At 33.6% G+C, this 23,225-nt stretch carries 19 protein-coding genes and 1 tRNA gene; 10 read left to right on the top strand and 10 right to left on the bottom strand.

Features of this window, described 5'->3' with window-relative positions:
* A partial coding sequence (locus tag DSM00_RS07390; RefSeq protein WP_449543901.1) for an aldose epimerase family protein occupies positions 1 to 150 on the top strand: 150 nt, incomplete at its 5' end.
* 76 nt (positions 151 to 226) lie between these two features.
* On the opposite strand, the gene DSM00_RS07385 is transcribed toward DSM00_RS07390, so the two are convergent.
* The 4 genes from DSM00_RS07385 to DSM00_RS07370 all read right to left on the bottom strand — a co-directional run bounded on the left by DSM00_RS07385 (position 227) and on the right by DSM00_RS07370 (position 3,891).
* On the bottom strand, positions 227 to 1,441 hold the full coding sequence (locus DSM00_RS07385) for a GAF domain-containing sensor histidine kinase (RefSeq protein ID WP_128757378.1): 1,215 nt from the start codon (positions 1,439 to 1,441) through the stop codon (positions 227 to 229).
* Between the two features lie 350 nt (positions 1,442 to 1,791).
* Positions 1,792 to 2,643, bottom strand: coding sequence for an NAD(P)H-binding protein (locus DSM00_RS07380; RefSeq protein WP_128757377.1), 852 nt, complete (start codon positions 2,641 to 2,643; stop codon positions 1,792 to 1,794).
* Between the two features lie 102 nt (positions 2,644 to 2,745).
* Positions 2,746 to 2,943: a hypothetical protein gene (locus tag DSM00_RS07375; protein WP_128757376.1), complete on the bottom strand. Its 198-nt coding sequence runs from the start codon at positions 2,941 to 2,943 to the stop codon at positions 2,746 to 2,748.
* Positions 2,944 to 3,030: 87 nt separating this feature from the next.
* Complete coding sequence (locus DSM00_RS07370; RefSeq protein WP_128757375.1) at positions 3,031 to 3,891, bottom strand: AraC family transcriptional regulator; 861 nt, start codon at positions 3,889 to 3,891, stop codon at positions 3,031 to 3,033.
* Between the two features lie 406 nt (positions 3,892 to 4,297).
* Between DSM00_RS07370 and DSM00_RS07365 the strand changes: the two genes are divergently transcribed.
* Genes DSM00_RS07365 through DSM00_RS07350 form a run of 4 tightly spaced genes read left to right on the top strand, consistent with a single transcriptional unit; the run spans position 4,298 to position 8,741 of the window.
* The gene (locus DSM00_RS07365; RefSeq protein WP_128757374.1) at positions 4,298 to 5,761 is read left to right on the top strand and encodes a glycosyltransferase; all 1,464 of its coding nucleotides are present in this window, start codon (positions 4,298 to 4,300) and stop codon (positions 5,759 to 5,761) included.
* Positions 5,758 to 6,873: a glycosyltransferase gene (locus DSM00_RS07360; protein WP_128757373.1), complete on the top strand. Its 1,116-nt coding sequence runs from the start codon at positions 5,758 to 5,760 to the stop codon at positions 6,871 to 6,873. The genes DSM00_RS07365 and DSM00_RS07360 overlap by 4 nt, the downstream gene beginning before the upstream one ends.
* Complete coding sequence (locus DSM00_RS07355; RefSeq protein ID WP_128757372.1) at positions 6,842 to 7,900, top strand: hypothetical protein; 1,059 nt, start codon at positions 6,842 to 6,844, stop codon at positions 7,898 to 7,900. Before DSM00_RS07360 ends, DSM00_RS07355 begins: the two co-directional genes overlap by 32 nt.
* Positions 7,878 to 8,741, top strand: a complete 864-nt coding sequence (locus DSM00_RS07350) for a glycosyltransferase family 2 protein (protein WP_128757371.1) — start codon at positions 7,878 to 7,880, stop codon at positions 8,739 to 8,741. Before DSM00_RS07355 ends, DSM00_RS07350 begins: the two co-directional genes overlap by 23 nt.
* Before the next feature lie 782 nt (positions 8,742 to 9,523).
* On the opposite strand, the gene DSM00_RS15600 is transcribed toward DSM00_RS07350, so the two are convergent.
* Both DSM00_RS15600 and DSM00_RS07340 read right to left on the bottom strand, forming a co-directional pair.
* Positions 9,524 to 9,682 carry a hypothetical protein gene (locus DSM00_RS15600; RefSeq protein ID WP_206633794.1) on the bottom strand — a complete coding sequence of 53 codons (159 nt, stop codon included), beginning with the start codon at positions 9,680 to 9,682 and terminating at the stop codon, positions 9,524 to 9,526.
* Between the two features lie 47 nt (positions 9,683 to 9,729).
* Positions 9,730 to 10,407 (bottom strand): hypothetical protein, encoded by a 678-nt coding sequence (locus tag DSM00_RS07340; protein WP_128757370.1) that lies wholly within the window; start codon positions 10,405 to 10,407, stop codon positions 9,730 to 9,732.
* Between the two features lie 247 nt (positions 10,408 to 10,654).
* Here DSM00_RS07340 and DSM00_RS07335 point away from each other — a divergent pair, with 247 nt between their 5' ends.
* The 5 genes from DSM00_RS07335 (at position 10,655) to DSM00_RS07315 (ending at position 19,458) form a co-directional block, all read left to right on the top strand.
* Positions 10,655 to 13,915, top strand: coding sequence for an Eco57I restriction-modification methylase domain-containing protein (locus tag DSM00_RS07335; RefSeq protein WP_128757369.1), 3,261 nt, complete (start codon positions 10,655 to 10,657; stop codon positions 13,913 to 13,915).
* A 35-nt stretch (positions 13,916 to 13,950) separates the two neighbouring features.
* Entirely contained in the window at positions 13,951 to 14,253 is a 303-nt protein-coding gene (locus tag DSM00_RS07330) for a hypothetical protein (RefSeq protein ID WP_128757368.1), read from the top strand.
* 6 nt (positions 14,254 to 14,259) lie between these two features.
* Positions 14,260 to 17,379 (top strand): TrlF family AAA-like ATPase, encoded by a 3,120-nt coding sequence (locus DSM00_RS07325; protein WP_128757367.1) that lies wholly within the window; start codon positions 14,260 to 14,262, stop codon positions 17,377 to 17,379.
* A gap of 1,009 nt (positions 17,380 to 18,388) precedes the next feature.
* Entirely contained in the window at positions 18,389 to 18,802 is a 414-nt protein-coding gene (locus DSM00_RS07320) for a BfmA/BtgA family mobilization protein (RefSeq protein WP_206633793.1), read from the top strand.
* 2 nt (positions 18,803 to 18,804) lie between these two features.
* A complete protein-coding gene (locus DSM00_RS07315) occupies positions 18,805 to 19,458 on the top strand; it encodes a hypothetical protein (protein WP_128757366.1) in 654 nt (217 codons plus the stop codon).
* Here DSM00_RS07315 and DSM00_RS07310 read toward each other — a convergent pair.
* From DSM00_RS07310 to ribB, 4 genes are all read right to left on the bottom strand, one after another.
* Positions 19,455 to 20,675 carry a site-specific integrase gene (locus DSM00_RS07310; protein WP_128757365.1) on the bottom strand — a complete coding sequence of 407 codons (1,221 nt, stop codon included), beginning with the start codon at positions 20,673 to 20,675 and terminating at the stop codon, positions 19,455 to 19,457. The genes DSM00_RS07315 and DSM00_RS07310 overlap by 4 nt on opposite strands.
* Before the next feature lie 239 nt (positions 20,676 to 20,914).
* A tRNA-Ser gene (locus DSM00_RS07305) sits at positions 20,915 to 20,999 on the bottom strand.
* Between the two features lie 91 nt (positions 21,000 to 21,090).
* Entirely contained in the window at positions 21,091 to 21,753 is a 663-nt protein-coding gene (locus tag DSM00_RS07300; protein WP_128757364.1) for a SanA/YdcF family protein, read from the bottom strand.
* A 278-nt stretch (positions 21,754 to 22,031) separates the two neighbouring features.
* Entirely contained in the window at positions 22,032 to 23,177 is a 1,146-nt protein-coding gene (gene ribB / locus DSM00_RS07295; protein ID WP_128757363.1) for a 3,4-dihydroxy-2-butanone-4-phosphate synthase, read from the bottom strand.
* Between the last annotated feature and the right edge of the window lie 48 nt (positions 23,178 to 23,225).

Genomic DNA, 23,225 nt, shown 5'->3' with positions numbered 1-23,225 from the left:
GTAAAAGATGCTTTTAGAACCGCATTTGCATTAGAAACTCAGCATTTTCCAGATGCGCCAAATCAAGAAAATTTCCCATCAATTATTTTGAATCCAGATGAGAACTATCATACTACTTCTCTATATAGTTTTTCAGTAAAAAATGACTAAAACTATTGTACAACCTGCTTTATCAAAATAGTTTTAATTCCTAAAATTACATTTACTAATTTGAAAAGTACACATACTACAAACCTATCTTATTTACCACAGCTTTAATCGGCATTGTAAATTTGAACTGTGTTTTCTCATCGGTAGATAGAACTTCCATTTTACCATTATGTGCTTTCGCAATTTCAGAGGAAATGTAAAGTCCCAAACCTAAACCTGATTTATTATTGGTAGCATTAGTTGTAAAAAAGGGCTTGAATAAATCTGCCATTTTCTTATCAGGAATTTTTGTTCCCATATTAGTTACAGCTAAACTGAACATTCCATTTTCTGTAATTACCTGCGTGTCGATAGGCATATTTGCTGCCCCGTGTTTTATCGCATTACCTAAGAGATTAGAATACAGCTGACCTATTCTATTTAAATCACATTCAAAATCATCTTTTAAATCAATATTTATATGAAGAGGATGGTTACTGTCTACAGTTTTTATTTCTTTAGAAACCTGAAGTAATAATTTCTTTAAAGCTTGTTTATTACGTGATAATTCTAATCTAATACCGTCGCCTAAATGTCCTTTAGCAAAATCCAGAAGGTTGTCAATTAACCCTTGCATTCTATAGGACGTAGATTTTATGGTGCTAGCCTGGCGATTAGCTATCTCCGGTAGATCCATTTGTAAAAGGATATCTGCGCACATTCTTGTAGTACCTACAGGATTTCGTAAATCGTGACCTAAAACTGCTATAAAAGTTTCCCTCAACTCACCAATATGTTTTTCTTCTTGAAGTGTTGTATTGAGTTCGTTTACTTCCTCAATGGCATCTAAATGAAATGAAATCAGTTGTGTATAAAGTTCAAATAAATCACGAACTTCTTTGTTATCTAGTTTTGCTGGCTCGGGATCAATTGCGCACAGCGTTCCGAAGAATTCACCATTTTTTCTAAAAATAGGGAAGGAGATGTAACTCTGAAAACCATAACGTGTAGGTGTATGATGATTGCAGAATTCGTCACTTGCACTAACATCATCAATAATAACCGGTGCTGAATGTTGCCTAATTTCATTACATATTGTGGTTTCTAATACAAGTTCGTCACCTGTTTTTAAACCAAACTTTATTTCGTCTTGAGATACACAAGTAATCCATTTGTTATCTGTTACGCGAGCAACGGCAGAAAATCGCATTCCGGTAGATTTACAAATGATATTTAAAATTGAAGGAACTGCGCTAATTTGCGTTATGTTGTAAATATCGTTTTGTAGTGATTGCGGTAATGTTGATTTCATCGAATAGAGATTGATAAATAAAAGTACTATTTATTTATCAAAGTGTACGTGTTTAAAAGGAGGTCAACGGGTATGTATCCCATTTTAAATACTGAAAATGTACAGGATTTTAATATTCACTTACGTAAAAATGATTTTTAATTTAAAAAACCCGTACCCTTTTTGAGTTGCGTAAAACTTAGCAGTTTCAAAAAGCTAATGCACAACCATAGTGTTATCGGTTTTTAGTATATGTCCATAAAAAGTTTGAAACTCATTTTTTCGCCAAACAAATCAATACTAAATCACTTTTCAAAAAAGAGGTCTAAGAAGCAATTCTGATTTAGGTTAATGATATTCTGTGAATGCCTTTAATTGGCGAGGCGATAGTGTTGAATAAGTTCTAAAGCACTTTTGTGTGGGCGGCCTGCGGCAGTTTCAAAATCAGAAGTTACATCATTAGCTCCATTACGGATTCCCTCGTAAATGCCAGCGATTATAGTTCCTAAAAAATCACCTAAGGCGCTTTGACGTTCTCTCTTATACGCTTCTACAGATATATCTTTAAAAGGGAGTGTGGTGCCATACACTTGATTTATATAATCTGCTAATTGACTTTGCGTAATTCCCTCACCAACCAGATTGAGCGTTTTACCATTTAAATTATCATTCAATAATAATTGAGAATAAGCATAACCTAATTCTTGACGGCTGGTATATCCACATTTGCCATCGGCTGCACAATTTGTAATGCCACCTTCATTTATGTAGGTATCAATATACTCAAGGTCTGGTTCAATATAAATACCGTTACGGCCAATTATAAAATCCATACCAGAATTTCGCACATCGTCTTCAGTTTGACGGTTACTTTGTACTACTGGACTAAAAGCTGTGTTTTTTTCATTACCAATAATGCTGGTGTACACCATTTTTTGAACGCCATTTTGTTTGGCAGCTTCAATTACATTTTGGTGTTGTGTTATGCGTTTCTCCGGTTTGTCCATACCTGAAATCAATAAGACTTTATCGATGCCTTGTAGTGCTTCTTTAAAATCTTCACGATAATTATAATCACCTTTACGCACTTCTACGCCTAAATGTTCAACTTTGGACGTGTTGCGTGCAATACCTACCACATTTTCTTTGCCGATCTCTTGTAGGAGAGCTTTTATAATAGCGCCTCCTAATTTCCCACTGGCAGATGTAATGGCAATTTTCATAGTTGTTATGGTTTGTTTAGTACTTTCACATTAAGGTAAATACGCAGATGATAGACTGGATGTTTTAATCCAGTCAAAAAATTAAGATAAATAAATCAAGTATTATTGCTGACTTTTCAATGCTTCTAATTCTTTCTCCAGGGCTTCGGCTTTACTCTTAAATTTTTCAATCGCTTTTTTCATTTGTCCTATTTTTTTTAAAGCTTCGTCATCCTGAACAGCTGTATATATGGTTTCTCCTTCTTTTTCTTTAATTCTTGATTTGCTCCCACAAGTAGGGCATATGGCTATTGTACTCATTGTTTTATATTTTAAAGTAAATTTCTATATCATCGGTAACTACCACAAGGTAAAAGGCGGGTCAAAGTGGTAAATGTGGAACCAGAACTAAAGACTGGATTTAAACTCCTTTGGAGAAACAGCGGTATGTTTTTTAAAGAATTTAGTAAAGTTGGTAAGCTCATCAAACCCTAATGAGAAAGCAACTTCTTTAATACTATAATTATTAAGCAGAATTGCTCTTTTGGCTTCTAAAATCACATAGTGATCGATAAATGATTTAGCGCTATTGAGGGTTATTTCACGTACTATGTTATTTAAATGTTTAGGGGAAATCTGTAGCTTTTCGGCATAATCTTTTACATTTCTTGTTTGTGTATAAAAGTTTTCTACCGAACTTTTAAATTGGTTGAAAATGGTAAGGTGAACTGGCTTACTATTAAGCGATACCAGTTTATGATTTTGCTGTTCAAGACGTAAAAGAAATACTTCTAGCAATTTTGCAATGATTTCCTTTTGTACGTGTGACACAGTATTTAATTCATCGGAGATTTCTTTAAGAAAGGAAGCACCGTATTTTTCATTTTCAATTAATGGGGTAGAGAGGTAGTAATTATATAGATGTGTAGTATAATCTATGGTAGAGCGAGAAAATCTTTTTACTACAAAGTCTTCAGTAAAAATCACTAAGTGCCCGTTGTAATTTAAATTTTTCTGAAAAGCATGTATTTGATTTTTAGCAATTTTTAGGAGTGATCCTTTGCCTACCGAGTAATGTTCTAGATCCACCTGATGTGTTCCAGAGCCCTCTGTAATAATCAGTAATGCAAAAAAGTTAATGCGATGAGGTTTGCAGGGATCGTGATCTGGTTTTTTACTTATTCTTTCGAAAATCTCAGAAATTTTAAGTATCTCAAAATCATTAAGATCATCTTGACTTTCAAATGATATGTTGGGGATGTCTTTCAAGTCTGATGTCTTAGGTATAGCAGTTTAAGTTTTATTTATTTATGAACTACTAATATCGGGATTTTCTGTATTCTATATTCTGAATGATTATACTATTCTTGAAACTTATTTGGAGTTTCGTGATAATTTATCTCCTTTATAGTTCAATCTAATTTATAGAATTTATTATTTTAAATAATAAATTCTATAAATTAGATTGATAAATTCCAAACTAAAAATAAATAAGTTAATATTTTCGGAGCGCATACAAATCTTATAATCAGTAACTTATATTTATTAAAATAAATTAAGAACTAAATCTAAAATTCTTAAATAAAAAACAATTAAGAAAGCATTATAAGGTTTTAACTATTCATTGTTAATAGTCATATAATCATAAGGTCTAAATTGGTCAAAAATTTTGCACATGACCTTACGAAGCTTTAAATTATTAATGCTGATTAGCTTATTTATAGGTATCATTACTTTGATGCTCTTTAGTGTAATTTATTTGTATGCATTTGCATTTATCAATTTCGCATTTGTTGCAATATTGGCATTTATTAAAACTAGAAATAATAGATCAAACTTAATTTTAAAGCAAAATAGAGTAGCGGATGTCGAACTCTTTGTTAGTATTCACATCCCCATTTATAAAGAACCTGTATCTACGGTTATAAAGACAGTACAAGCGGCTATAAATCAAAACTATTTACACTTTGAAGTTTTAGTTATTTATAATAATACTCCAGATTCAAGTTATTGGAAACCTGTTCAAGCGTACTGTGAGCAATTTCCAGAAAAGGTAAAATTTTTAAATTTCTTAGATGTAAACGATTTTAAAGCAGGTGCATTAAATGAAGCATTACCCTACATACATACACAGACTGATTTGATCCTTACGGTAGATGCAGATTATGAACTTGACAAGAATGCTTTAAAGTTTGTAAACAGTGACTTTACTCATAATAAACATAATCTCATTCAATATCCACAACACTATAATAACCTGGATACACACTGTCCTGTGAATGTAGAATTTAATCATTATTTTGAGTTTTATTCTAAATCTGCAGCGAATGAAAGTTTAACTCTTCCTACAGGAACATTATCTGCAATTAATAGAGAATCTCTAGAAGAATTGGGGGGTTGGCCGACTGCGTCTATTACCGAAGATGCTCAACTTGGAATTCAATTATTTGAAAATAACTTTAGCGCAAAATATATAGATCGTGTTATTGGTTCTGGAGCAGCGCCTTGTGAGCCTGTAGAATTTATTAAACAACGCGAACGTTGGATTTATGGGAATTTTCAAAATCTGATTTATTTATTAAAGTCTAAAAAGCTTCCAGTAGCGATGAAGACAAAGCTCATTCCTCAACTCACCTGCTGGTTTAATTTCAACTTGTTTTCGTATTTGATTCTTTTAGCTAGTGCTATATCTATTTCTTTTAATCTGTTTACCGCTGCGTCAGTGCTTTACATTGTATCCATTACAATAGTCTCACTTCTTATTAGTCATCTTTCTAAGTTTTATAGTTTTTTACAATCAACAAACAGCTTCTACTTAGCATTTAAAGCTTTCTTACTGCATCAAGGGTTAGCATTTCAGTCAAGTTTATATTGGCTTACCTATTTTATAGATTCAAAACTTCCTTTCAGAAGAACTTCAAAAGTTCAATCACGTTTTAAGCCTGTTTATGATAGTCTGTATCTAGTTATTCCGATACAATGCATAGCAATGATATTTGTGAACAATCAACTACAGTTTTTAGGAATTTCAATTTTTTGTTACAGTCTACTACTGGCTTGCGGAATGTACTTTTTTAATATCGAGCTGTATAAAAATTCTTACAATCAAAAAACTAACTCAATATCAATAAACTTATGAAGATAGCAATAATTGCCCATGCTAAATTTCCTATAGCAGAACCTTATGCAGGAGGATTAGAAATGATTACTCATCTTTTAGTAGATGCGTTAGTAAATCGCGGTCATCAAGTAGATTTATATGCACATCATAAAAGTAGAACAAAAGCAAACTTAATTTCGATAGATCAATTTAAAGATGATGTGATCGAAAACTTAAATTGTACAGATTATCCGGTATTTGAAAATTTGCAATTAGGACATCTTATAAACTATAGTCGTGTATTTAATCAAATCAAGTCTAAGGAATATGATATTGTACACAATCATTCATTAAATATGCAGGCTTTACTACTTGGTAATATGTTGCCACAGCAAGTGATAACCTCTTTACATACACCACCGTTAACCGATTTAAAAGTAGCCAACCTTATTTTAAAAGACTTACACAATCAATATTACACTTCAGTGAGTAATAGTCTTTGTAAACAGTGGAAAGAATTTATACCCTCGTGTACAACTATTCGCAACGGTATAGATGTTAGTCGTTGGGAGTATGTCACGCAAAAGTCTTCTTCTTTTGTATTCTGGTATGGTCGTATATGTAAGGAAAAAGCACCACATCTAGCTATTGAAGCTGCTTTATTAAAAAATAAAGAAATTAGATTAGCAGGACCTATAGATCAGGAAGCTCAAGAGTATTATGATACTCAAATAAAAAAATATATAAATCACCCCCTTGTAACATTCTTAGGGCATTTAAATCAAGCAGAATTAAACAAGGAATTATTGAAAAGTGAATGTTGTTTATTTACCAGTCTATGGGATGAGCCTTATGGTCTTGTATTGGCAGAAACACTTGCAACCGGAACACCTTTGATTGCTTTTGATACTGGAGCAGTTAACGAAATTTTAAATGATACAGTGGCTGTAATTGTTGAAAAAGGAAACGTAAATCAGCTCGCAGAAGCACTAGATATAGTAAAGGAGATAAATCCAAAAATTTGTAGAACTTATGCAGAAGAGCATATGTCTTATGAACGCATGGTAGAGGATTATATAGAGTTGTATGACCATATATTAGAAATAAGCCAATTTTTATATGACGCACAAAATAGCGTATTACGCACATAGTCACGGAAGTGGGCATTCTCGCTATGCAAGTAGGTTTGCAGAAGGTTATGGTTCTAACTGTTTAATATTAACAGATTCGCACTATAACTTTCCAGATTATGCTGAGGTTCAGCATTTACCCAATGAGGATCTTGACGGAACCCAAATATTGCCAGACTCTTACAATAAACCTAAATATTTACATTATTCACCTGTAGGTTTGTCTAAGATTTTAAAACGCAACACGCATATTTTACAGGCATTACAAAAATTTTCAATAGATTTTATAATTGTTGATGTAAGTGTAGAAATTGCAGCATTAGCCCGGGTATCTTCTGTCCCTTATGTGTATCGAAGAATGCCTGGAAATCGCTCTGATATAGCGCATACTGAAGCATATCGAGGAGCCATCTTTTTAATAGCGTACTACCCTAAAGAATTTGAAAGTATTGATACTCCTACGTGGATAGTAAACAAAACCTGCTATTTAGGCTTTATAGATAAACCGGAAAAACAATCTATCCAACACGAAAAACCTTTTTATGATATAACAATCGTTACCGGTTTTGGCGGTACAGCTATAACAAATTTATTACCTATACTTTTAACGCAGTTTCCAGATTATAGCATTCAAATAATAGGACCTGTAGACAGTACTATTAAAAACGAAAATATAACCTATCAAGGTGTTGTAGAACGAGTAGAAGATTTTATCCATAAGGATACGATTGTTATCGCAAGTTGTGGAACAAATATGGTTTTGAAAATGATTAGTCTTGGTAAAAGATTTTTAGCATTTCCCGAAGAGCGCCCTTATTTAGAACAAGAGACTACAGCTGCAATACTTGAAAAACTAAATATAGCTCAAAAAGTAGATGTTCATAATTTAAAACCTCTTATCAAGAAAGCCAAAACTTTTCAATCTTATAAAGCTCCAGATCATTATTTTACTACAGTTGACAAACTGGCTGCTCAAATTCAGGGATTTTTCAAAACCGTAATTAATTCTTCAAAAGAACAAGAATATGATACCAATAGCAGAATGTAGTGTAATAACAATTCATTACGGCAGACAAGAACATCTTAATAATTTAATTCATGGTGTTGAACGCAATTCAATACATCCTAAAGAGCTTATAATTATTAATATGGACGCCAAACTAAATCTTGATTATAATGGGCCACTAACTATCAATTTAAATAATATAATAAGCGATAAAGCTAATTTATTGCCCATTGCAAATGCGCGTAACCTGGGCGCAGAATTAGCAGAAACTAATCATTTGTTATTTCTAGATGTAGATTGTATACCAGAGCATAATTATATAAAAAATTTAAATAATCAACTGGATACTTATAAAGGTTTAATAATGGCTACCCCGAGATATCTAAACGAGCAGGTAACTCAAGTAGAAACTATAGATTTACTAAAAAAAAGTACATTGCATCCACGGCGTCCATTCCATGCTAAAGTTACTCATACAGATCATTATGAACTATTCTGGAGTTTATGTTTTGCGATGACGAAACAAGACTTTAAAGCACTTCAAGGTTTTGACGAAGAATATAAAGGTTATGGAGCAGAGGATACAGACTTTGCTTTTAAAGCAAAAGCAGCAGGGATGAAATTTTTCTTATCACCGGCTATTGCATTTCATCAGCAGCATAGTTTTGTGCGTCCGCCCTTAGACAAAATTGAAGGTATAGTTAATAATGCGAATTATTTTAATAAAAAATGGAATATCTGGCCGATGGAAAAAGCCTTAAAAGCTTTTGATGAAGCAGGATTTATAGCATTAGATACCAGTACAAATTCCTATTCTATAGCCCGCTTGCCAGACGATCATACTATAGAAAAATACCGAGTGTCAAATGAACCTTTTGCGTAGATTCTAAGATATACAAATGCCAAATTCTTAAAACAAAAAAACCGCTAGCATAACTGCTACGGTTTTTTAGTTTTTCAAGCTTTGTGCTTGATTGCGGAGAAAGAGGATTTCAGATCCACAATGAGGGAATTCTTAGCAAGCAAAGAAATCATCGTCTTGCTAAAAAAAGCCAGCCGAATTTTATATTTATTTTCATGGCATTCAAGCAAAGTGTTTGAGCCATTTTAATAAACAAAAAACCCATCGCTAAAAAAAGCAATGGGTTTTTTTTGCGGAGAAAGAGGAACTATCTGAAATTTGGTTTTTATAGTGTTTTCAGGCACTAAAAGAGCCTCCCATTTCCACCTCCACCGAATTAGCCCCTTTTTAACAAAAATTTGTGAGTTTCGGAGTATATATGCAAGCTGAGTGTACAAATTCGTATAATTTATTTCGAATCAAATTTAAGTATTGGATTATCGTAAACTTTTGAGAAAAGTACCAGTTTTTAATATTTTTCTCGAAAGTTTACTAAGAGAAGTCATTTAAATACCTCAAAATTATGGAGTGTAAAAAGACTATTATAATGGTAATTATGATAATTTTTAGAGTGATTTTACTACTATATAGGTAGTTTCAGAAAGATACTTTCTCTTCTAAAATTGCTCTAAAATCAGTATCATAATATTTGTAGATATCAGGGATATCCAACACGTTAATTTTTGAGTAATATTTTGACATAGTATTTTTTTGAATCTGGTCAAGATGTTTCTTTTTCATCACAAAGACCTTGTGTGCCCATGCTAAAAATCTTCAGTTAGCTCAGTTGTGCCCTCTTTTCTGAAAATTTTAGTATTTGTTCCTGAACCTTTAAAATTATAATCGGGATGCTTTTCAGCAAAATAATCTTCGGCCGTTTTGGAACGTTGTTTGTTTGCGGAGCAGATGAAGAGGAATTTCATTATTTTAAATAGAGTATTTATTTTAAGATAAACGGGTTATCAAAATATTACAAACTCTTAATCTCTCTTATTGTTTTATCCAAAATCGAAACAACATCGCCATCCTCTATCGTTTTAAATGTAACGTGAGTGCCCCGCTTTGGTTCGAGAGCAATACAAAAGGAAGGGTCAATAGTAAATTTAGATGAATACCATTTTGACAAATATCGATAAAGCAATTCCGCAAACATCCCTAGCTCTGAGTCTTTAAATGGCTCTTTATTAGTGATAAACCAAACTGCCCCGATATATTTCTTGCTATCCTTCTCGAATGAGAAAACACTAGTGGGCCAAGCTTGAATCGGAAAACCAGAAATCTCAATCATCTTTTGCTCATAAATACTTTTAACTTGAGCAAAACCTTCCTTTGGACGTATCAATTCAAAATCATAGTCCAACATAGATTGTAATATTTCGATATTTTGCGCGTATTGCATTTTAGTAAGCTTAATGTCGGTAGAATTATACCTATTATTTAGATCTTCTATTTTCTTACTTATTTCATTTTTATTACCAGTTTTAAATGTATTGCCTATCGAACTAAGACTATTTGACCACCAGTTTCCACCAGTGCCGTCACCTTTAGATTTAGCCTCGCGAGTTTTTATTTTTTGAGCAAATGTCTTCTTCGCTCGATCAGACTTTCGCTTAAAATCAACCAAATCTTTTACTGTAACTTTTTCCATAAATAATATTGTTACAACAAATATAGTAGAGTTAACGTGTTGTTCTATAAATAGTTATTCACAATCTAGTATATATTAAGGTGCTTTAAATTGAGGGATTGACGAAATTACCCTTGTATAATAGCCACAGGAATAACTGACGTTTAAATGAACATTTTAGTTAGAAGCCACTTATTATTAGTCTTCAATGAGTTTATAAAAAATATGTTTTGTTATTTTAGGCATAATAATATTCTAATAATAATTAATGGCTTTATTTCAAATTTCAGTACTTAAAAAATATCTCGCACAACAGGACAAAAACGCAGTAGATAAGGCATACCGCAAGTACACAAAATTCTTTCTCAACCTTGAGATACAGCAAAATATAGACAAGAGTAACGAGGAGCAAATACAGGCAACTTTTCTTACAGAACTCTTTGTAAACGTCCTCGATTATACCATTAATCCAAAGCCCAAATACAACTTAACCACAGAATACAAAAACGAGAAAAATAACCGCAAGGCAGATGGCGCCATTATCACAGAAGAAAAAACGGTAGCCGTTGTAGAGCTTAAGGGCACAAACACAAAAGATCTGGAAAGCATAAGACGTCAGGCTTTTGATTACAAGGTAAACCATAAAGGATGCAGGTTTGTTATTACTTCAAATTTTGAGAAACTACGTTTTTACATAGACGATACGACAGAGTTACTGGATTTTGACCTATTTAACCTAACACGTGATGACTTTGGGTTACTGTATTTGTGTTTGTATAAAGACAATTTGCTCAGGGAATTACCGCTTCAGATAAAGCAGGATTCGCTAATTAAGGAAGAAGAAATTACCAAAGATTTTTATAAAGATTATTCGCTCTTTAAACGCGAATTGTATCGTGATCTAGTAAGGAAAAACGGTAAAGTTCTTAAAATCGCATTGCAGGAAGAAACTGGTATTACTGATAATGCAGAACACCAGTCGGATCTTGAACGTCTGGAGAAAAACGTTAAACTCACGCTTTTTAAAAAGTCGCAGAAACTTATAGATCGTTTTCTCTTTATCTTTTTTGCAGAAGATCGCGGACTCTTACAACCTAATTATACAATAAAGCGTCTAGCAGAATGGGACACCATTCGCAAGCTGGACGTTGATGAACCGTTGTACGATCGCTTTAAAAAGCATTTTAATTATCTAGATAAAGGCCGCAAGGGCGATGCAGAAAATAAAGAGATTTTTGCCTATAATGGTGGTCTCTTTAAACCAGATTCTATTCTGGACCGTGTGATTATAGATGATGATTTACTCTACAAACACACCAAAAAACTAGCGACTTATGATTTTGAAAGCCAGGTAGATGTCAACATCCTTGGTCATATATTTGAAAACTCTCTCAACGAGATTGAGAGCATTAATGCCGAAATAGAAGGGGGCAACTTCGATAAACAGAAAAGTAAGCGCAAGAAAGATGGCGTGTTTTACACACCTAAGTATATCACAAAATACATTGCAGAAAATACCGTAGGCAAAATATGTGATGAGAAAAAAGCCGAACTCGGTTTTAAAGAAGAGGAGTATTTTAAAGGTCGCGGTACCGGTAGAAAGAAGCGAAACGATAAGACTATACAAAAGCTAGTTGAAACCCTTGACACCTACCGCGAATGGTTGTTACATATCACTATTTGTGATCCTGCCTGTGGCTCTGGAGCATTTCTTAACCAGGCGCTCGATTTTCTCATTAAAGAACATAAATACTTAGACGATCTTAAGACCAAAATTCTAGGTGGTGGTTTACAGTTCCCAGATATAGAAAACACCATATTGGAGAACAATATTTATGGTGTAGATCTTAACGAGGAGTCTGTAGAGATTGCAAAGCTATCACTCTGGCTACGCACCGCACAACCAAGACGTAAGCTTAACGATTTAAGTAGTAATATAAAATGTGGTAACAGTTTAATAGACAGTAAAACCATAGCAGGAGATAAAGCTTTTAATTGGGAGACCGCTTTCGCAAAAGTGTTTGCAAACGGAGGCTTTGATGTTGTGATTGGGAATCCGCCTTGGGGAGCAAAATTGCCAACTGCCGATCTAAAATATGTCAAGTCTAAACATCAAGACATAATAGTTAGAATGGTAGATTCTTTTATGTTTTTTATAGATAAATCTATTGACTTGATCAATGATGTTGGAGTTATTGGTATGATTATACCAGATGTAATTTTATATCAAAAAGACAATTCTAAACTTAGAGAAAAAATACTTGAAGAAACCCAATTGCAGATTGCAATAAATGTTGGGGATGGAATCTTTGATGAAGTTGCTCGACCATCGGCAATTGTAGTTTATTCCAAAAAGAAAAGTAAAAATCCTTCTATTGTAGGGAATTTCAATAAGTACAAGGATGTCGATATTAATACTATTGACACTTATGAAGTCCAAAGTGAATTATTTTATTCAATACCAAATACTGTATTTGCTACTCAAAATTTAAGCGGATATCAAATACTGAAAAGACACAATACCAAAACTCTTAATGATTTTATAGATAGTGACGGAATACAAAGAGGAGTTAGTCCAGATTTGAAAGATGCATTTATAGTTGATGCAGATACTATCAAAACTGAAAATTTAGAAAAACAATATATTAGACGAACAGTTACAGGAGGAGTTGATGTAAAAAGGTACTATACCATTGGTGTAGATAAACACCTATTCTACATTACAAAAAATGACAATCCTCAGGACTTTCCAAATATTCTCGCATATATCGAGAAATACCTACCGAAGATAACTTGTAAAGAAGTTGCTCAAGGTAAACATCCTTTTTATGCGTTACATCGGGCAAGGAATCCACAAATATTTACAAAGGAGAGTAAAGTGTTGGGTGTAATTACGGGAGACAGTATTATAACATCGATAGATAGAAATGAATTATTTCCTACTGATGGTCTGTACGTGTTTAGTGCAAATGATAAAATTTCTAATAAATATTTGTCTGCAATTTTAAATTCAAGATTATCTACCTACCTGTATCGGTTATTGTCTTCCGAAACAGGCAGAACAATGGCACAAGTGAAACCTGTTTTATTATCACAACTTCCTTTTATAGAGCCCGATATAACTACTGTTCTAAAGATTGAAAACCTTTATGATTTAATTTCTACTGAAATCAAATCATTTACAACCATACAAGATAAATTCTTAAAATATTTATATCATCAATTCAAGATTGAAAAATTTTCTCGCAAACTCGAAAACTGGCACGATCTCACATTTGGAGAGTTTATCAACGAACTTAATAAAGCCATAAAAGCCACAAACAAATTAAGAGCAGAAGAAAGCGTTCACCTTATCCCTACGCTTACCAAAAAAGATGAGTTTGAGTGGCTAGATCTCTTTGAGCAAAACAAGAAAAAAGCACAAGACCTGCAATCACAAATCAACAGCTTAGAGCAACAAATAGATGCAATGGTTTATGAGCTATATGGATTGAGTGATGAGGAGATTAGGATTGTGAAAAATGGGTAAAAAAATAAATTATGAGCACCATAGAAATTAAATCGATGAACTACGAAAGCTTTCTGAATAGAGCATATCGTTTAGACAGAAGAATAAGAAGACCGAGTAAAGCAGAATTTCAAAATCTTGTAAGACTAGAGTCTAAAAATGAAAGTATTTCTAAAAATCTCCAAGAACTGAAAGATCGTTTGGAGAAAGCTTGTCTTATATTCTTAGATGAAGAATTGACTTATCAAGAGAGTGAGAATATTGGGATGTTACGTAGTTTAATAGCTCAGGCTGATACTTCTGAAAGGATTTACGAATGTGCAGCGAGAGGATTAGTAATGACTGATAGGTTTAAATAGATGTTTATGGAAGAATATTATAATAAAGGTTCAAAATGGATTAAGTGTGATCTACACGTTCATACACCATTTTCTATTGAGCATCATTATGGAGATGGGCAACAAGAGGAAGTTTGGGAAAAGTATATTTCGGATTTAGAATCTTTACCTGATGAGTTCAAAATATTAGGGATCAACGACTACATTTTTATTGACGGCTACAAAAAAGTAATTGATTATAAAAAGAATGGTCGGTTATCGAATATTGATTTAATTCTTCCTGTAATTGAATTACGTATTGATAAGTTCGGAAGTATAAATAAGGATAACCCTTTCAAGAGAGTTAACTACCATATAATCTTTTCGGATAAGCTCGATCCGGAAACAATACAACAACAGTTTTTAAATTCTCTAAGCGCAGATTATAAATTGTTTCCTGACTACCAATCCAATGAAAGTGACTGGAACGGAGTAATTACACGAGAAAACTTACAATCATTAGGCGAAAAAATAAAAGCATCATCTAATGTCTTGCTGAATGAGTCTGCATTAAAAATTGGCTTTCAATCTTTGAATATACCTTATACACAGCTTCTCGATAAATTAAAAAATGTTCATTTAAAGGGGCAGTTTTTAACCGCTGTGGGCAAAACTGAATGGGAAGCAATGAGATGGGATGGTTCTATAGCCGAAAAGAAAACTGTGATCAATTCTGCTGATTTCGTTTTTACCGCTTCCGAGGATAAGGCTGCATTTGATAAGTCTAAAGCTGGTTTACAATCACAATCGGTTAACAATTTACTTTTAGATTGTAGCGACGCACATTCTTTTAGCTCTGATACTAACACCAAGGACAGAATTGGTAATTGTAGTACTTGGGTAAAAATCAATCCTAGTTTTGAAGGACTTATTTATCTATTATACGAACCTGAAAGTAGGATATTCATCGGTCCTGAGCCAGAATTACACACAAGAGTAAGAAATAATCAAACCAAATACATACAGAAACTTACAATTAATCAAATTGCTGATTATAACGAAGCAAATGGAGTTTGGTTTAAAAATCAAGAGGTCTATCCAAGTAGCGAATTAACTGCAATCATTGGAAATAAAGGTAAAGGTAAAAGCGCTATTACGGACATTATAGGCTTGTTAGGTAATTCTCACAATTATGATTATTTCTCATTTTTAAGTAAAAAGAAATTTCTGAAAGGCGGACTAGCTAAAAATTTTGAGGCAGAATTAACTTGGGCAAGTGGTTTAACAGTATCTCAAAGTCTTAATAGTTCTGTAGATTATGACTTAGAGGAAAAAGTGAAATATTTACCGCAATCTTATTTTGAGGATTTGTGTAACGAAATAGAGAACAACGAAAACTTTAAAAAAGAAATTAATCAAGTTGTATTTACTCACCTAGATATAACCGAACGCAATAATGCTTCCACTTTTGATGAATTTATAAATGTAAAGAAGCAAACTGCTGAAGAAAAAATTGCGTCCTTACGCCAAGAATTGAGAATTCTTAATGAAGAAATAGTAGGATTACAACTCAAAAATACTGAAGAACATAAAAAAGGGATACAAAGTAAAATTGATACCATACAATTAGAGATTGACAGTCTTATTGAAAATAAGCCAAAAAATCCTTTCCCTGATAATCCTGATAAAAAGGGCGATGATTCAGAGACTAAAGGAGAGAATTTCAAATTACTTGAAAAGGCAAATAACGACCTAGACCTTTTAAATATTCAAAAAGAGAAGCTGACAGAGGAGCTAACGAATCTCAATAGCGACTTGACTATGCTTTATCAAATTAAGGATAGATTTGAGACTGAAAAATTTAGGATTCAAAATTTTAGATCTGAAGAGTCAGAGGAATTAAAAGTGTTTAATATTTCGATTGATGAAATTTATCCAGAACCTAAGATTAACCTTGAACCAATAACAAAAATTATTGATAAGAAGGAGCTAAAAAAGATCACGTTAGAACTTCAAACAGGAAAACTTTCTTTTGATGAAGACAAGCATAAGGTTTTATCAGTAAATAAATCAGATCTTTTAATTGAGAAAATCAACATAACTAAAGCTCAAATAGAAGAACTTTCTAAGACACTAGACGCAAAAGAAAAGGCAATTGAGTCTTACAAGTCATCGGTTGCAAATTGGGAAAAATCTTTGGCTGAAAAGAAAGGAGATATTTCAAACCCTTTGCCTGGCTCATTGAATTATTTTAAAAACCAATTAAAATTTATTAATGAGCAATTGAGCGATCAAATAGGAATAAAAAAAACAGAACGTAATGATTTAACGACCAAAATTTATAAGTCTAAAAAGTCCATAGTTGATATTTACGCACAATTTAAATCTAATATTGATCACAAGCTATCAACTGAAATGCAAGAAATCAAAGAATATGACATTTCTTTAGAGGCATCAATGCAGGTTTCAAATTTTTCCGATAATTTCTTAGAGTTTATAGATAAAGGGCGAACAGGATCCTTTAAAGGACAAGTCGAGTCGGAATTATTAGTAAAGGAATTGTTAGATAATACTAATCCTAACGAACTTGAAGGAGTTTTAAATTTTCTTGATGAGATATCACAGAGGCTTGAATTTTTTGGCGATGTCAAACAGAATCCTTTCAATCAAATTAAAGAATCTAAAAAGCTCAACGAGCTCTACGATTTCCTATTTAGTCTTAAATATTTAGACGAAAAATATGAATTGAAGTTTTCAGGTAAAAGTATAGAGCAACTTTCTCCCGGGGAGCGTGGAGCTGCGCTCATTGTTTTCTATCTTTTATTAGATAATGACGAAAAACCTCTGATTATAGATCAGCCAGAAGATAATTTGGACAATCAAAGTGTTTTTGAGGTCTTAGTTCCATTTATAAGGCAAGCCAAGAAAAAAAGACAACTTATCATTGTCACACATAACCCAAATTTAGCTGTTGTTGCCGATGCAGAACAAGTAATCCACGTTGAACTGGATAAAAAAGGCAACAATGTCTTTAGCTTCAAGTCTGGAGGAATAGAAAAGAATAATATTAATAAGGGAATCGTCGATATACTTGAAGGTACAAAGCCTGCTTTTGATAAACGTAAGCTTAAGTATCTGAGTGATAATTATACAAGACAAATTAAATAATCTTCGAAAAACATTGAATCCATTACTAACTATACAGTTTACCTAAATGACGATTTTCCAAAAGGAATGAATGCAGGACTTTTAGGACTATTACTCAATTGAATAACAGGAGATAAAGTCTAAATATTGATAATATAAAATATGAGCCGAATAGAATTCCTAATCGGCTCATAATATCAAAATGGTATAGTAATAGTGGCCGTTCCATCCCATTACTCTCCATTTCGCCAAAAAAGGCTCTTCTTCGAAAAATAAGGTTCACTACAATATCTTGAACCCAGTCGCAGAAAAAGCGACTAAGTTCGCCTGGTAAAAGATCACCACAACCTATTTCTACACAAAATTTAAAATTCTGCCTGAGACGAACTGCATAACCGTTCGTTCCTCACTTTTATAAGTTCTTACTCCGTCACAATTTTAGTACCTGCTACCGAAAAGGTAACAGCGATGGCGCTATGGGAAGTAAGAGTATTAAAGTTGAAGGGCGTTTCTATATTCTTTTTCAATTCACTAAATCACTTCAATTAAGATCACAAGTCCATTTCATTTCAACGAAAAGGAAAACGCTCCAGATATAATAAGTAAGAAGATTTTAGTGCCAACGTGGCAACTTTTTGACACCAATTTCATTCAAAATTAATTGGCTTTCTAATTGATCGTATACACTGAATTTGAAGCATATTGAAATATTATTAATCAAGAGTATTCATTAAATAATCGATAATTATCTACGGTTATTCTTGTTAAAAGACTTCATAAACTATTACTGATAATAAGAGCGCTTTAGCTTCAGTAAAAGGGTATGAAGAATCTCGAAAGAATTGAGGGAATCGAATAGCAAGAGGGTAACACGCTGGCGCCGGTTACATGTTATTCGATTCTTCTGTAAAGCTAATGATGATTGGGGTTCGCAAGGTTTTAGATTTTTCACCTGAATTTAAAATAGTGTTATTTTTTACTAAAAAACAGCTACAAGCCTTAAGAATAGGCAAATAAATTACTAAAAACTATGGATAAAGGATACGAAAAAGAGCGTTTTGAGACTTTAAAGATTAAAGCATCCGTAGCGAAAGCATTTAGAAAATTTTCAAAATCAATTTCAAAATCTCAGTCAATAGCGCTACTTCTCATGCTTGAGTTTTTTGAGGAAAACGGGATCTCGCCAGCCGAAACCTTCGGACCTAGAATGGAAACATTGGAAAATAGAATTACCATACTTATCAAAAAACGTATGAACGGTATGATTGCTATTTTAAAGGATATTGAAAAGACTCAAACTAAACCCACGGCAGCAATGTTACTTAAATTGTTTGAACAAACAGAACCTGCTAAAAAAACACTAATCGTTGAAAAAAAATACGCTGACGAAAACAAAGAAGTTCGGTTTCGTGAAAAGAAAAATTCCAAATCTAATGACGCTTGAATATGGAAAAAGTAAATTATATCGTTCAGCTAAATGAAGTATTTAAGCGATTCAATGAAGAACCAAAAATTAAGCAAGGTCACATTACCTTGTATATCGCTTTCTTTCAAAAATGGAATCGCGAATATTTTAGAAAGATAATTAGCATCAATAGCCAGGAAATTAGAAAATGGGCAAAGATACGGTCTAAGACGACCTATCACAGCCATCTTAGAGATTTGGTAAATTTGGGCTTTCTGGAGTATTATCCTTCTACAACCCCCAAGGCTGCATCTCGTATTAAGATGGTCTTATTTTGTGCCAAGTACGATACAACTAGTGGTACAAGTTCGGTCCAAAAAATGGACACGACCCCATCAAAAGAAGTCCAAAAATTGATACCTTCTTTAAAACAAATAAATACAAACATAAATAAACTGGCCGAGCCAATTTTTCAAAAAGATATAATTGAATTTTTTGAAGAAAACAAGTGGCCGGAAATTGAGGCTAAAAAATTCTATATCTATATAAAATCCAAAAAGTGGAAGATTGATAATTGGAAAAAGATAGCTCAGATATATGCGAAGAATGCCTTTAAGTTAAACGAGCCGGAAAGGAGGAGTCCATTTTTTGGCTATGTCCAAAATATGGAACGAAGAAGCGAAGGCGATAACTAGTTCTTTGGTTTGAACTTGTCTTTCAAAATTGCCATATCACGGGATACTTTCATATCCAGAATTTTCGCGTAATGCTGAGTTGTTTTAAGATTAGTATGTCCCAGCATTTTACTTACAGATTCGATAGGTACACCATTTGTAAGGGTAACCGTTGTAGCGAAGGTGTGCCGTGCCAAATGGAAAGTTAGATTTTTGGTGATGCCAGCAAGTGTGGCGATTTCTTTAATATATGCATTCATCTTTTGATTACTGAGTACTGGAAGAACTAAATCTTTTTCTTTCAGCAGCTCCTGATCTTTATACTTCTCAATAATACTCTTGGGAATAGGTAAAATCGGAATATTACTTCTGGTATCGGTTTTAGAACGTTTTGTCTTAATCCATTCTTCGCCATCATTTCCCGTGCTGATATCACCACGATTTAATTTTTTAACATCAGCATATGCAAGGCCGGTGAAACAACAAAAAATAAAAATATCACGAACCTGATTCAGACGTTCCATTTTTAAATCGAGTTCAATAATTTTTTGAATTTCTGATTCTGTCAAAAATTCACGTTCTACGATTTTGAGTTTTGCTTTCCAATTCAAGAAGGGATCTTTATCGATCCAATCGTTTGCATGAGCGATGCGGATGATCTTCTTAAAGTTTGTGATATACTTGATTGCAGAGTTATGCGCACACTTGCGTGTGGTTTTTAAATAGTATTCAAGCCCAGTGATGAACTTATGGTCTACATCCTGCACTGGAATATCATTTATCTTGTATTTCTGCTTTATAAAAGCTTCTATGTGTTTTTTGCAGGTACGATAACGTTCTGCAGTTCCGGCGGCAAAATCTTTGCCTACTAAGTTGTCAACTTTGTTATTATGGTCTTGGAAAATCTCAAGGAGCATCTTTTTGGATTTGTCTTTACCTAAATACGCATCTCGAAGATTCAAAGCAGTATAGGGTTTTCCTTCACGCTGAAACTGATGCTGAATACCATAAATCTTGTCTGTGACTATGCTTATTTCTCTATTAATTTCTTGTGAGTTTTGAGAATTACCTAAAGCCCGTTGGGTTTTGGAGTGCCAATCGTCAACTTTGACTTTTCTATGAACACTGCATTCAGCCCTGCGGCCATCGAGCGTAATACGCAGGTAAATAACAGCTTTGCCGTATTCATCGGCTTTACTTTTTTTGATGTAGAACAGAAGAGAAAGAGAATGTGACACCGAATAGTTTTTAAATTCTATTCAATGTAGTCAAAAAAAATTAATCACGTTTTGAATTAAATCACTGAATGACAGTGTCTTGACTATAATTCGGTGTCAGTTGGTGGACGTAAAAAAGTGACACCGAATTGGCCACCTTTTCTTTGCAATTATTTGATATCAAATGAAATCAATAAAAATAAAAAACCCTGTAAATCAACTATTTACAGGGTTTTTATTGCCTTTTTTAGGGCTTTTCGCGGAGAAAGAGGGATTCGAACCCCCGGAGGTGTGACCCTCAACAGTTTTCAAGACTGCCGCATTCGACCGCTCTGCCATTTCTCCTGAGTTGTCTCATCAGCTATTTGCTGATTGCGGGTGCAAATATAGAAAGTTTTTTTAATATGGCAACACTCTTTTTAAAGGAATTTTGAAACTAATTGTTTTTTCCGGTGATGGGGATTTTATCTCCCTTAAAATGAGGCTCTTTGTTAAATGTAAGTTCAAAAAACGCTTTTACATTCGCTAAGATTTCTCTAAACCTGTTGCGCATTTCAAGATCATAAGCTCTACGATCGCCATTGTAACCGTAATAATTAAGACCCATTTGGCGAGCTATATAAATTGCACGCGGAAGATGAAAACGTTGTGAGACAACAATTGCATTATCAATTTCAAAAATATAAGAGGCGCGGTAAATCGAATCATAGGTATCAAAACCAGCATAATCCATAAATATAGCTTCTTCGGGCACTCCGCGTTCCCTAAGATATCTTTTCATTGCCTGCGGTTCATTATAACTCGTAGAGCCATTATCTCCGCTTACTAAAAACCGCGTTACTTTTCCTGTTTTGTAAAGTAATAATGCAGATTCTACACGATCTCTAAGCATTGTCGATAATTCTCCATTAGACAGCACGCTGGTTCCTAAAATGATTACGGAATATACTTTTGGAGTTTCAGCAGCCGTATCAAAAATATAAGGCTCACTATATGATTTAATACGATAGGAGAGGGTGCTCACAAATAGGAGTAGCACAACAAAGGCTAGTGTTAAATAACCTAGTAGTTTTAATAAGACTATCTTTTTAACCCTCATATACTATCGTGTTCACGCTATAATTACGAAAATAACTACGTGTGGGATGTTGAGATATAAAGATAAGTTTCCGTTTTGTAACAAGTACTTTAAATAATACATTCAGTATGTGAACATATCAACAAAAACACCAGCCAAGAATAAATCTAATTTATTGACAATTTAGAAAATAACTCGTTGTTATACGAGTCGATTCTAATTATAGAAAATTTAGGTATAAAACTTGCTTCTCTAGTTGTATCAGCAAAATGTCTATGGAAAATAAGCGTGTTTTGCGTTTAGTACGTTACGCGTTCTGTAATTTCAAGTCCGTATCCTATTATACCTACGCGCTTAAGTTCTTCGCTATTAGATAAAAGTTTAATTTTTGTGATACCTAAATCGTGTAATATCTGAGCACCAATACCAAAATCTTTAAGATCCATCTTAGACTGCACCGCGTTGTTACGACCAGTTTCCTGCCTATCTTTAATTTCGGCAAGACGGTAGAGTAATTTGTGAGCGATATTTTCCTGATTGATGAATACAATCGCACCTTTTCCGACTGTATTTATAGTTTCAAAAATTTTATCAAGTTTGCGATCATTTTCCTGAGTGAGTGTACTCAAGATGTCATTATTTACAAAAGTAGAATTCACACGTACTAAAACCGACTCATCGATCTCCCAAGTGCCTTTTGTAAGAGCAATATGTATTTGGTCGTTTGTAGTTTGTTGATAGGCACGCAATCTAAAATTGCCATAACGGGTATCTATATTAAAATCCTCTTTTTTAACGATAAGAGAATCGTGTTGCATGCGATATGCAACAAGATCTGCGATAGAGACAATTTTAATATCAAAAGTTTTAGCGACTTGAAGTAATTGAGGTAAACGTGCCATCGTACCATCTTCATTCATGATTTCGACAATTACGCCTGAAGGAGCAAAACCAGCTAGACGTGCAAAATCTATGGCAGCTTCTGTATGCCCGGTACGCCTTAATACACCACCTTCTTTCGCTTTAAGCGGAAAAATATGTCCCGGTCGCGTTAAATCCCAAGGTCTGGTTTCTGGGTTTATTAATGCTTGTATAGTTTTTGCTCTATCTGAAGCACTAATCCCGGTGGTAACTCCATTTCCTTTCAAATCTACCGAAACCGTAAATGCGGTTTCCATAGGGTCACTGTTCGTTCCCACCATCATATCCAGCTTGAGCTCTTTACAACGGTCTTCAGTAATAGGAGTGCAAATAAGTCCGCGGCCGTGAGTCGCCATAAAATTTATCATTTCTGGCGTGACCATCTCTGATGCGGCTAAAAAATCACCTTCATTTTCCCGATCCTCATCATCTACAACAATTATTACTTTTCCATTCTTAATATCTTCAATAGCTTCCTGAATGGTATTGAGTTCTATATCTCTGGTAAATGTCTGCGTAGTCATGAGTTTAATTTAGATGCGTAAAGATACAATTTAGCTTTGTGAGCCTAC

Source organism: Leeuwenhoekiella aequorea (assembly GCF_004104375.1).
In the GTDB taxonomy this organism is placed as follows: Bacteria; Bacteroidota; Bacteroidia; order Flavobacteriales; family Flavobacteriaceae; genus Leeuwenhoekiella; species Leeuwenhoekiella aequorea.
This window is presented reverse-complemented; position numbering and strand designations above follow the sequence as displayed.